The 11390-nt window shown below is 59.7% G+C and carries 10 protein-coding genes, 1 pseudogene and 1 CRISPR repeat array; of the genes and pseudogenes, 7 read left to right on the top strand and 4 right to left on the bottom strand.

The genetic code is table 11. From position 1 onward, the window contains the following. From QZ766_RS07230 to QZ766_RS07220, 3 genes are all read left to right on the top strand, one after another. Positions 1 to 886: MFS transporter (locus tag QZ766_RS07230; protein WP_297199478.1), on the top strand; the 886-nt coding region annotated here is incomplete at its 5' end. Beyond that, positions 864 to 1646 (top strand): electron transfer flavoprotein subunit beta/FixA family protein, encoded by a 783-nt coding sequence (locus QZ766_RS07225; protein ID WP_297199475.1) that lies wholly within the window; start codon positions 864 to 866, stop codon positions 1644 to 1646. The genes QZ766_RS07230 and QZ766_RS07225, both read left to right, overlap by 23 nt. Further along, positions 1643 to 2497 (top strand): FAD-binding protein, encoded by an 855-nt coding sequence (locus QZ766_RS07220; protein WP_297199472.1) that lies wholly within the window; start codon positions 1643 to 1645, stop codon positions 2495 to 2497. The genes QZ766_RS07225 and QZ766_RS07220 overlap by 4 nt, the downstream gene beginning before the upstream one ends. Here QZ766_RS07220 and QZ766_RS07215 read toward each other — a convergent pair. The 4 genes from QZ766_RS07215 to queD all read right to left on the bottom strand — a co-directional run bounded on the left by QZ766_RS07215 (position 2487) and on the right by queD (position 5060). Continuing rightward, on the bottom strand, positions 2487 to 3065 hold the full coding sequence (locus QZ766_RS07215; protein WP_297199470.1) for a glycerol-3-phosphate responsive antiterminator: 579 nt from the start codon (positions 3063 to 3065) through the stop codon (positions 2487 to 2489). The genes QZ766_RS07220 and QZ766_RS07215 overlap by 11 nt on opposite strands. Before the next feature lie 19 nt (positions 3066 to 3084). Continuing rightward, positions 3085 to 3357, bottom strand: a complete 273-nt coding sequence (locus QZ766_RS07210) for a ferredoxin family protein (protein ID WP_297199467.1) — start codon at positions 3355 to 3357, stop codon at positions 3085 to 3087. After that, a complete protein-coding gene (locus QZ766_RS07205; RefSeq protein ID WP_297199464.1) occupies positions 3348 to 4616 on the bottom strand; it encodes an FAD-dependent oxidoreductase in 1269 nt (422 codons plus the stop codon). The genes QZ766_RS07210 and QZ766_RS07205 overlap by 10 nt, the downstream gene beginning before the upstream one ends. Before the next feature lie 81 nt (positions 4617 to 4697). Beyond that, positions 4698 to 5060: a 6-carboxytetrahydropterin synthase QueD gene (gene queD / locus QZ766_RS07200; RefSeq protein WP_297199461.1), complete on the bottom strand. Its 363-nt coding sequence runs from the start codon at positions 5058 to 5060 to the stop codon at positions 4698 to 4700. Between the two features lie 304 nt (positions 5061 to 5364). Between queD and cysJ the strand changes: the two genes are divergently transcribed. The 4 genes and pseudogenes from cysJ to QZ766_RS07180 form a co-directional block, all read left to right on the top strand. Beyond that, positions 5365 to 7173 (top strand): NADPH-dependent assimilatory sulfite reductase flavoprotein subunit, encoded by a 1809-nt coding sequence (gene cysJ, locus QZ766_RS07195; protein ID WP_297199458.1) that lies wholly within the window; start codon positions 5365 to 5367, stop codon positions 7171 to 7173. Further along, the gene (gene cysI, locus QZ766_RS07190; RefSeq protein WP_297199456.1) at positions 7173 to 8885 is read left to right on the top strand and encodes an assimilatory sulfite reductase (NADPH) hemoprotein subunit; all 1713 of its coding nucleotides are present in this window, start codon (positions 7173 to 7175) and stop codon (positions 8883 to 8885) included. The genes cysJ and cysI overlap by 1 nt, the downstream gene beginning before the upstream one ends. A 125-nt stretch (positions 8886 to 9010) precedes the next feature. Further along, positions 9011 to 9745, top strand: coding sequence for a phosphoadenosine phosphosulfate reductase (gene cysH, locus QZ766_RS07185; protein WP_297199453.1), 735 nt, complete (start codon positions 9011 to 9013; stop codon positions 9743 to 9745). A 160-nt stretch (positions 9746 to 9905) separates the two neighbouring features. After that, positions 9906 to 10730: a CRISPR direct-repeat array (repeat unit 29 nt; unit sequence GTGTTCCCCGCGCGAGCGGGGATAAACCG). Between the two features lie 259 nt (positions 10731 to 10989). Further along, positions 10990 to 11390 (top strand): annotated as a pseudogene (locus QZ766_RS07180) (IS3 family transposase); the annotation flags it as partial.

Raw genomic sequence — 11390 nt, 5'->3', positions numbered from 1 at the left:
GCTGGCGAGTGTCGCTGGCCACGTTTTGGTTACAGATTCGCCAGACGCCTGGCGCTGGCTGCTGGCATCTGCCGCGCTACCTGCGCTAGCGATCACGCTACTCAGGATAGGCACGCCGGAATCTCCGCGCTGGCTGATGCGCCAGGGAAGGATCGGCGAAGCGCACGATATTGTACGCCGCTTTCTCGGAGAAAACGTGCTGCCCGGGGACGAGATAGCCGCTGTTACCACTCGCAGCATCAGTACTTTGTTTTCTGCCCGCTACTGGCGGCGGACGGCCTTTAACAGCCTCTTTTTTATCTGTCTGGTCGTGCCATGGTTCGTTATCTATACGTGGCTGCCAACCATTGCGCAGACTATTGGGCTGGAAAATGCGCTCGCAGCCAGTTTGACCCTTAACGTGCTGCTGATCGCTGGCGCGCTGCTGGGACTGGTGCTTACCTGGCTGCTGACGCGGCGACAGTTTCTGATTGGCAGTTTCCTGCTACTGGCCGTGACGCTGGCCGTGCTGGCTTTTGTGCCTTCAACTCATAATCTGGCGATTCTGCTGCTTTTCACTGTTTTCAGCATGACCATTTCCGCCGCCAGCAATCTGGTGGGGATCTTGCCTGCAGAAAGCTTTCCCACCGACATTCGCTCTTTAGGGGTGGGATTCGCCACCTCCATGAGCCGGCTGGGCGCGGCTATTAGCACCGGACTGTTGCCGGTGGTGCTGACGAACTGGGGTATGCGCACTACGCTGCTTCTGCTGGTGGGGGTGCTGCTGGTGGGTCTGGTAGTGTCGCTGCTGTGGGCGCCCGAAACAAAAAATTTATCGTTGGTGGATGCCGCGGATGGCGGTCTAAAGTCACAGGGAAGGAAAAATGAACATTCTGTTGGCGTTTAAAGCCGAGCCGGATCTGGGCATGCTCAGCGAGGTCGACTGGCAGGCTGCTGCGCGGGAGTGTCGTGGTCCCGATGCTGCGCTGATGCGGGTCATGATGGGCAGCGATGAGCAGGGAGCCGCCGAACTGATGCTGCAGGCGAAAGAGCGCTATCCGCAGCTCGGTCTGAGCGCCGTTACCATTGGTGACGAGCGTGCGCTTCCGCTGCTGCGCCACCTGGCCGCGCTCGGTTTTGAACGTCGCACTTTGATTACTGCCAGGCAGGATCTACGTTTCGATCCGGCATTCGTAGCTCAGCAAATAGCTTTTCAGGCACAAGAAGCGCAAAGCGGGCTGGTGCTGCTGGGGAGCGAGAGCAGTGAAGGGCAGAATGGCCAGACCGGATGGCTGCTGGCTGAGCTCCTCGGCTGGCCCTGCCTGAGCGGCGTTACGGAATTTACGCCTGGGGAGAACGGTGTGATGGTGCAGTGTGAAGAGAGGAGCCGGCGCGGACGCTGGCAGCTTGATCGGCCGGCGGTGCTGATCGTGCGAAATCGCGGGCAAATGGCGCTTCGGGTGCCGGGCATGCGCGCCCGGCTCGCTGCGGCTAAGGCGGAGGTTATTCAGTGCCACCCGCATGATGTGAAGACATCATCACCATGCTGTACTGCGTTGGTCAGAACGCTTTTCCGGCGGGCCGGAGAGCGCATCGACGGCAATTCTGCCGCTGACAAGGCGTGCCGGCTCTGGCAGGAATATCTTGGCAAGAGGATGATGCCGTGAATGTAAACATTGCACAGATTGTTATTCATCCCGATGACGAGCGGGCCAGCAGCGCTTTTCTCAGGGATAACGGCCTGCAAGATGCGCTGCGGATCATTTGGCGGGTTACAGGAGATGCCCTGCTCGCCGAGCAGCTGCTGGTTCCGCTTGCAGCAGCCTATGCTGACGCTCCGGCTACGCTGCTGCTCTTTCCGCCCGGTCGGGAAGGCGGCGAACTGGCGACACGCCTGGCGTGGCGGCTGGGCGGCAGCGCCGCGTGCGGTATTAGCCGCTGTAACCTGCACGAGCGGTGGATAACCAAAGCAAGTTACGGCAGCGCGCTGGCGGCGACGCTGGCGTTTAGCCAGTTTCCTCTCTGCGTGACTCCGGCTCCTGTCTCGACTCTGCTCTCTGTCGATATGCTGCCCGCGCTTGAGGAGAGAGAGGTAGTCGCGCAGCCGCTGAACAGCGGCGTTAGGTTAATTGAGGCGCAAACGCTGCCGGTACCGCCGCTGCTATCGGCCAACGTTATACTGGCCACCGGGCAGGGCGCGTGCGGAGAGGGATTTGATGCACTGGCGCGGGAGCTGAATGCCGAACCGGGTTATAGCCGCCAGCGGGTGATGTCTGGCGGCTGCGACGAGCAGCGAATGCTCGGCGTTTCCGGCCAGACTGTGGCACCTGAGGTCTGTATTATCGCGGGTGCTTCGGGCGCAGCAGCCTTTATGGCGGGAGTAAACCAGAGCCGCTTTATTGTTGCTATCAATACCGACCCGGCGGCACCGGTTTTTGCCGCTGCGGATGTCGGTATTGTGGATGACGCGCAGGCGGTGCTGGAGGCGCTGGTGGCCTGCCGGCGCGCTAGCGGCTGAGGCTTTTCGCCAGCGTCCAGACGTCGGTATTGGTGGTGGAGAGGGCGGCAACGCCGGCGGCAATCGCGTTACGCGCATCTTCCTCATCGCAAACCAGACCGCCGGCGATCAGCGGCTGGCGCACTTTCTCGGTTACCCAGTTCAGCACCTTCGGCATGCAGCCGGGCAGGATTTCAATACAGTCGGCGTTCGACTGCGCCACCTGCTTTTCGATATTGTGAAAAGAGATTGAGTCAACGATAAACATGCGGTGAATGCAGAAATAACCTTCCGCTCGTGCGGCTTTCAACATACTGGCTTTGGTGCTGATAATGCCGTCTGCCTGAGTAACCAGTTTCAGAAACTGGATAACCACTTCTTTATTCGAGGCGCCTTCCAGCAGATCGACGTGAATAAAAGCGAATTTTCCGGCCTGCTTGATTTTCTGGACGATGCCGCTGATGGTGCAGATATTGCCGTACAGCACGGAAATAAACTGGCAGTCTGAGGCGATAGCCAGCTGCAGGCTGGCGTTATCCTTTACTGCAGCAATGACGGGATTTTTTTGGAGCAGGCGGAGTAGTGGCACGCAGCGATCCTTAAGTAAATTAACCAAAGCGCAGCACGATCCCCTTGCCCGATGCCGGGTAGCGCCACTGCGTAATTATTGAATGTCCGGCAATCATTCGACAGCAGCCGCATTCCAGACAGCCGCGGTAGTTTATCACTGCCTGGCCTTCCGCGTTGCGCTGAAAAAGACCGGCCGGGCAAATCTTCTCCAGCAGGGCAAACTGTTCCTCACTTAAGTTATCGGCAAGCGTAATGTGTGACTTTTGTGCGGGTACGTAGCGGTTGCGCGACAGGCTATCGTTTACAGACATTTCAGACTCCTCAGAATTAACCCGGCCAGGCGCGTTAGCCCCGCTTCGCGGCCGTGGTGCAGCAGGATTTTCCACAGCGGCGGTGTCACCTGCGCATCTGCGCGAGTTAAGTCGGCCAGCGCGCCCTGGCAAAATGCCGGCAGTGCCGTGTACCAGGCGCTGTTTTGTAGCAGTGAGGGTACGTGACGATAACGGCGCAAATGCTGCCACAGCAGGCTTTGCGCCAGCGCATCTTCATACAGGACCGGCAGCGAGGGGGATGCCTCTGCCATTCGGGCAATGAGCGCTTCTGCGGCGGCTCGCGCGCTCAGGACCGCCATGTCCATTCCGCGGATCGTCAGGCCGGTATTGATGCAGGTGCCCAGCGCATCGCCAATTATCAGCCATCCCTTTCCGGCCCGGCGGGAAGGCAGCCCGCGCAGACCTCCTTCCGGCACCAGATGGGCACCGTACTCCAGCACTTCGGCATCATGGATCAGCGGGCGCACCACAGGATGCGCTTTCAGCATCTCCAGCAGCTTGGCAGCAGCGGCTGGCCCGTCGCGAAGTGAAGAGAGAGGGGCGACCACGCCGAGCGACAGATGCTGGCGATTGGTATACAGGAAAGCACCGGCTGAACGGCTACCGCACAGATGGCCGCTAAAAAGCCACGCCGCACCACCGTTCTCGTCCAGGTGGAAACGATCCTCTATCCGTCGGCGATCCAGCGCCAGTGTTTCTTTAATACCCAGCGCTACGCTTTGCGCGGTGGGCGAAGAAATCAGCCCGCTTCGCTCAGCCAACTCGCTGTTGGCACCTTCGGCCAGTACAACGGCGCGGGCGCGCAGAACATCACCTTCGCAAACGACGCCCGCAACCTCACCCTGCTCCAGATACAGCGATTCTACGGTAACGCCGCACAGCAGCTGTGTACCAGCGGCCTCGGCCTGGGCCGCCAGCCAGGGATCGAAGCGCGCGCGCAATACGCTCCAGGATTCGCTGGCGAGGCTATCGCTGGTTAACGTGGTGGCGCCGCTGGCGGTCAGCAGTGAGAAATGTTCGCGGGTGATGCGCCGCTCAAGCGGGGCGCAGGTTTGAAAATCAGGGAGAATATCGGCAAGAGCGTAGCTGTAGAGCCTGCCACCGGAGAGGCTTTTGCCGCCGGGTTGTTCGGCGCGCTCAATCAGCAATACGGAAAGACCCGCGCGGGCGCAGAGCAGCGCGCAGCTGCTGCCCGCAATCCCTGCTCCGATGATAATAACGTCAATGTCGTCGGCCATCCTGCGTTCCTCATTTCATGAACGCACTATCCTCGCACGGGAGCGATCTACAGATATTGACCCTGGACTAAAAGAGCGAATTTACTCGCCGCGGTACACGCAGCCGGCAGTACAGGTTTCTTTAATCATCACCGCGCTCAGCAGCGGCACCTGCGGCTTCACCTGCTGCCAGATCCAGCTGGCCAGCACTTCGCTGGTGGGATTTTCCAGACCCGGAATATCGTTCAGATAATAGTGATCCAGGCGATCGTAGGTGGGCTTAAAGGCGGCTTTCAGATCGGCGAAATCCATGATCCAGCCGGTGTGCGGATCCACCTCACCGGTTATCTCCAGGCGAACCATAAAGGAGTGACCGTGCAGACGACCGCACTTGTGGCCTTCCGGAACGCGGGGCAGGCGGTGAGCGGCTTCGAAGGTGAAATCTTTAAACAGGGTGGTAGACATCGTGGACTCTCAACATGCGGAAAAAACCGGCGAATCTTACCGCAATGCATCAATTTACGCATTAACTAAAATCCGCCTTTAGGATATGCCGGGAGCGCTAGTCGTTTTTTGTTGAAAATTACACTATATATCAATTGGTTAATTAACCTGTTTTAAAGGTAAGCGCTATAGTAAAAACAGATTAGTCCATTTGGTTATTTATTATTTCCAACCCTTCTTTAATTGTTATTATCCCTGCCGTTAACCTTACTCTCCGTTCTGTTTTTACAATTAAAACAGCTTTGCTACTGGAACATAACGACGCATGACGACAACGGCTTCCCCCACCGCGCTGCTTCCGCTTAATGCGGACCAGCTGGCTCGCCTGCAGGCGGCCACCACCGATCTTTCACCGACCCAGCTTGCCTGGGTTTCCGGCTATTTCTGGGGCATGCTCAACCAGCAGCCCGGCAGCGCCACCGCGCCGGTTGCGCAGGCGCCTGCTCCGGCGCCGGCCATCACCGTGATTTCCGCTTCCCAGACCGGCAACGCCCGGCGGGTGGCCGAGCAGCTGCGCGACGATCTGCTGGCCGCGCAGCTCAACGTTCAGCTGGTTAACGCGGGTGACTACAAGTTTAAGCAGATAGCCCAGGAAAAGCTGCTGGTGGTGGTGAGTTCGACGCAGGGGGAGGGCGAACCGCCGGAAGAGGCCGTTGCGCTGCATAAATACCTGTTCTCGAAGAAGGCCCCGGCGCTGAAGGAGACCGCCTTCGCGGTGTTCGGCCTCGGCGACAGCTCGTACGAGTTCTTCTGCCAGTCCGGCAAAGACTTCGACAACCGGCTGGCTGAGCTGGGGGCGGAGCGCCTGCTGGACCGCGTTGATACCGACGTCGAGTATCAGCCCGCCGCCGCCGAGTGGCGCGCGCGCATTGTTGAGGTGCTGAAATCCCGCGCGCCGAAAGAGACGCCGGCCCAGGCCTGCGCCACTGCGGCGGGCGTCACCGATGAAGTCCACTCCAGCCCCTACAGCAAAGAGGCGCCGCTGACTGCCACGCTGGCGGTCAATCAGAAAATCACCGGCCGCGAGTCGGAAAAAGACGTGCGCCACATCGAAATCGATCTCGGGGACGCGGGCCTGCGCTATCAGCCGGGGGACGCCCTCGGCGTGTGGTATCAGAACGATCCGGCGCTGGTGAAAGAGCTGGTGGAGCTACTGTGGCTGAAGGGCGACGAGCCGGTCAGCGTCAACGGCGAAAGCAAGACGCTGGCCGAGGCGCTGGAGTGGCACTACGAGCTGACGGTTAACACCGCCAACATCGTGGAAAACTACGCCACCCTGACCCGCAGTGAGTCCCTGCTGCCGCTGGTGGGCGACAAAGCGCAGCTCCAGCACTACGCGGCCACCACGCCGATTGTGGATATGGTGCGCTTCTCCCCGGCCCAGCTCGACGCCGAGGCACTGACTGGCCTGCTGCGACCGCTGACGCCGCGCCTGTACTCCATCGCCTCCGCGCAGGCGGAGGTGGAAAACGAAGTTCACGTCACCGTCGGCGTGGTGCGCTACGACATTGAAGGGCGCGCCCGCGCGGGCGGCGCCTCCAGCTTCCTTGCCGATCGCGTGGAAGAAGACGGCGAAGTGCGGGTGTTTATCGAGCATAACGACAATTTCCGCCTGCCGGCCAATCCCCAGACGCCGGTTATCATGATTGGCCCGGGCACCGGCATTGCGCCGTTCCGCGCCTTTATGCAGCAGCGCGCCGCAGACGGCGCGGAAGGCAAAAACTGGCTCTTCTTTGGCAACCCGCACTTCACCGAGGATTTTCTCTATCAGGTGGAGTGGCAGCGCTACGTTAAAGAGGGCGTCCTGAGCAACATCTCCCTGGCCTGGTCCCGGGATCAAAAAGAAAAAGTCTACGTACAGGACAAACTGCGCGAACAGGGCGCAGAGCTGTGGCGCTGGATCAACGACGGTGCCCACATTTATGTCTGCGGCGATGCCAATCGCATGGCGAAAGATGTCGAGCAGGCTTTACTGGAAGTGATTGCCGAATTTGGCGCGATGGACGCCGAAGCGGCGGACGATTATTTAAGTGAGCTGCGCGTAGAGCGCCGTTATCAGCGAGATGTCTACTAATGAGCGAAAAACATCCCGGCCCTTTAGTGGTCGAAGGTAAGCTGGCCGACGCCGAGCGCCTGAAGAAAGAGAGCAACTTTCTGCGCGGCACCATTGCCGAAGACCTGCACGACGGCCTGACCGGCGGCTTCAACGGCGACAACTTCCTGCTGATCCGCTTTCACGGCATGTATCAGCAGGACGACCGCGACATTCGCGCCGAGCGCGTGGCCCAGAAGCTGGAACCGCGCCACGCCATGATGCTGCGCTGCCGCCTGCCGGGCGGGGTGATTACCCCCGAGCAGTGGCTGTCCATTGATAAGTTTGCCGCCGATAAAACCATTTACGGCAGCATCCGCCTGACTAACCGGCAGACTTTCCAGTTTCACGGCATTCTGAAAAAGAACGTCAAGCCCGCGCACCAGATGCTGCACGAGGTGGGGCTGGACGCGCTGGCGACCGCCAACGACGTGAACCGCAACGTGCTCTGCACCTCGAACCCGGTAGAGTCTGAACTGCACGCTGAAGCCTACGCGTGGGCCAAAAAACTCTCCGAGCACCTGCTGCCGCGCACCCGCGCCTACGCGGAGATCTGGCACGATCGGGAAAAAATTGCCACCACCGATGAAGAGCCGATCCTCGGTGAAACCTACCTGCCGCGTAAATTCAAAACCACGGTGGTGATCCCGCCGCAGAACGATGTCGATCTACACGCTAACGACATGAACTTTATCGCGGTGGCGGAGAACGGCAAGCTGGTGGGCTTCAACCTGCTGGTGGGCGGCGGGCTCTCCATCGATCACGGTAATAAAAAAACTTACGCCCGCACCGCGAGCGAGTTCGGCTTCCTGCCGCTGGAGCATACGCTGGCGGTTGCCGAAGCGGTGGTCACTACCCAGCGCGACTGGGGCAACCGTACCGACCGCAAAAACGCCAAAACCAAATACACCCTTGAGCGGGTGGGCGTGGAGACCTTTAAGGCTGAAGTGGAGCGCCGCGCGGGGATCACTTTTGAACCGATTCGCCCGTACGAGTTTACCGGCCGCGGCGACCGCATCGGCTGGGTGAAGGGTATCGACAAGAAGTGGCACCTGACGCTGTTTATTGAGAACGGCCGCATCCTCGACTATCCGGGACGTCCGCTGAAAACCGGTCTGGTGGAGATCGCGAAGATCCATCATGGCGATTTCCGCCTCACCGCCAACCAGAACCTGATCGTCGCCGGCGTGCCGGAAGATCAGAAAGCGCAGATCGAAAAGCTCGCCCGGGATCACGGCCTGATGAACGCCGTCAAGCCCCAGCGCGAGAACTCGATGGCCTGCGTCTCCTTCCCGACCTGCCCGCTGGCGATGGCCGAGGCGGAGCGCTTCCTGCCGTCGTTTGTCGATAAGGTGGAGGCTCTGATGGATCGCCACGGCGTCGGCGACGAGCATATCGTCCTGCGCGTCACCGGCTGCCCGAACGGCTGCGGTCGCGCGCTGCTGGCGGAGCTGGGCCTGGTGGGCAAAGCGCCGGGGCGCTACAACCTGCATCTTGGCGGCAACCGCATGGGCACGCGCATCCCGCGCATGTACCGCGAAAACATTAACGAATCCGAAATCCTCGATACCGTTGACGAGCTGGTCGGGCGCTGGGCGAAAGAGCGCGACGCCGACGAAGGATTCGGCGACTTCACCGTGCGCGCCGGTATCGTGCGTCCGGTGCTCGATCCGGCCCGGGATTTCTGGGAGTAACACGCGTCCTCTTCTCCGGCCGCGAGCCGGAGAAGAGCGCTATCCGATTAACGACAGCTTCGTGCTTGCCTCATCGGTGTTCCCCGCGCTAGCGGGGATAAGCTGCTAACCTCTGCGAGGTCATCATGTCACATCTCGATCTGCACGCCCTTAACGCCTTACCTAAAGTAGACCGCGTCCTCGCGCTGGCGGAAACTAACGCCCGGCTTGAGAAGCTCAGCGCCGAGGAGCGCGTCGGCTGGGCGCTGGAGAATCTGCCCGGCGAATATGTACTCTCATCAAGCTTCGGTATTCAGGCCGCCGTCAGCCTGCACCTGGTCAACCAGCTGCGCCCGGACATTCCGGTGATCCTCACCGACACCGGCTACCTGTTCCCGGAAACCTACCGCTTTATCGACGAGCTGACCGATAAGCTCAAGCTCAACCTCAAAATCTACCGCGCCGAGCAGAGCCCGGCGTGGCAGGAAGCGCGCTACGGCAAGCTGTGGGAGCAGGGCGTGGAAGGCATTGAGAAGTACAACGATATCAATAAGGTCGAACCGATGAACCGCGCGCTGCAGGAACTCAACGCGCAAACCTGGTTCGCCGGCCTGCGCCGCGAGCAGTCCGGCAGCCGTGCCGGCCTGCCGGTGCTGGCCATCCAGCGCGGCGTTTTCAAGATTCTGCCAATTATCGACTGGGATAACCGCACGGTTTACCAGTACCTGCAAAAGCACGGCCTTAAGTACCATCCCCTGTGGGACGAAGGCTATCTCTCAGTTGGCGATACCCACACCACCCGCAAGTGGGAGCCGGGCATGGCGGAAGAAGAGACCCGCTTTTTCGGCCTCAAGCGCGAGTGCGGGCTGCACGAAGGGTAAGCCGCACTGCGCAAAGCGGTTGGTAAAACGCGATCCGGGTAACGGCAGCCTGCATCGGATGTAATAAAATCAAAGAGTTGTGGCTCTTTGAAAATGTGGGAAAATTGGTAGGAATTTTTAGGTGTGAAAAGTTGCTGTGTTTCAAAGGGTTACTTTTAGAGTGTTCCCCGCGCGAGCGGGGATAAACCGTCTTTGTTAACGGTATCGGCCAGCAGGTCGCCGTGTTCCCCGCGCGAGCGGGGATAAACCGTGCATGGCAGTCGAAGGTCAGTAATAGCAAGAGTGTTCCCCGCGCGAGCGGGGATAAACCGTATTTCCTTCCCAGGCATGGGAGAAGCCCCTCGTGTTCCCCGCGCGAGCGGGGATAAACCGTACGCAAAAGACAAGCAGGTCGCGCGCTGTGGGTGTTCCCCGCGCGAGCGGGGATAAACCGGGTGTAAATAAAACAGCAATCCAACAGGTTCTGTGTTCCCCGCGCGAGCGGGGATAAACCGTTGCTGAACCAGCGACGATGGGCGGATGCCTGCGTGTTCCCCGCCGCGAGCGGGGATAAACCGGGCGGCGCGCTGTCCACACGTAAGGTCAAGGTGGTGTTCCCCGCGCGAGCGGGGATAAACCGGCCTCGAGGGTGAGCTGGCCGACAAGCTAGATGTGTTCCCCGCGCGAGCGGGGATAAACCGCCGCCATATGTTAATTTTTCGTGTAAGCCCAAGTGTTCCCCGCGCGAGCGGGGATAAACCGCGTACGACGCTGGTTACAGGACGCGCAAGACAGTGTTCCCCGCGCGAGCGGGGATAAACCAGTTTTCATTGGCTCAGTATCTCCGACCGATCCGTGTTCCCCGCGCGAGCGGGGATAAACCGCATCCGGTAGATACAGCCTCAAACGCACCAGTGTGTTCCCCGCGTGAGCGGGGATAAACCGTCGATTTTACGGGCCGCGCCATCGGTGAAAAAGTGTTCCCCGTGTGATCGGGGATAAACCGCCTCTTAAAAGAGACAAAAGCACTTGCGCTAACGTCTCTTTTAAGAGGCGATTTATTCTGCTGACATGGAAGGAGGCTGAATGTACAAGACACTTTTTTATCAGGATTCACAGGGTATCGAGCCTTGTAAGGCATGGCTCGACAAGTTGAGGAAAAAGGACAAGATCGCCGCAGCCAAGTTTGCACCCGGTTAGACGAGGCAGCGGTCGGAAACTTCGGCGACCACAAATTTGAACGTGAGGGTGTCTAGCAGTAGAAAACCTCGTCGCAGCGGGAGAGCGGACAGGCCGCTGAAATTGCCCGCCTGAAACGACAGCTGACAGAACGGGATGAAGAGCTGGGCATCCTCCAAAAGGCCGCGGCATACTTCGCGAAGCGCCTGAAATGAAGTATGTCTTCATCGAAAACATCAGGCTGGGTTCCGCATCAAAGCCATGTGCCGGGTACTGACGATGGCCCGCAGCGGCTGGTATGCCTGGCGTACCCGTGGCGTGCAGTTGAGCCCGCGTAAGCAATTTCGCCAGCAGTGTGATGAGAGGGTCAGTCAGGTTTTTCATCAGGCAAAGAGCGCTACGGCGCACCGCACATCACAGATGAGCTCCGCGAACAGGGGGCGAAGGACAACATTAAAACGGTGGCAGCCAGCCTGAAGCGACAGGA

The organism is uncultured Pluralibacter sp. (assembly GCF_913775985.1).
In the GTDB taxonomy this organism is placed as follows: Bacteria; Pseudomonadota; Gammaproteobacteria; order Enterobacterales; family Enterobacteriaceae; genus Pluralibacter.
The sequence above is the reverse complement of the archived record's forward strand: the minus strand, read 5'-3'. Positions and strand labels throughout refer to the sequence as shown.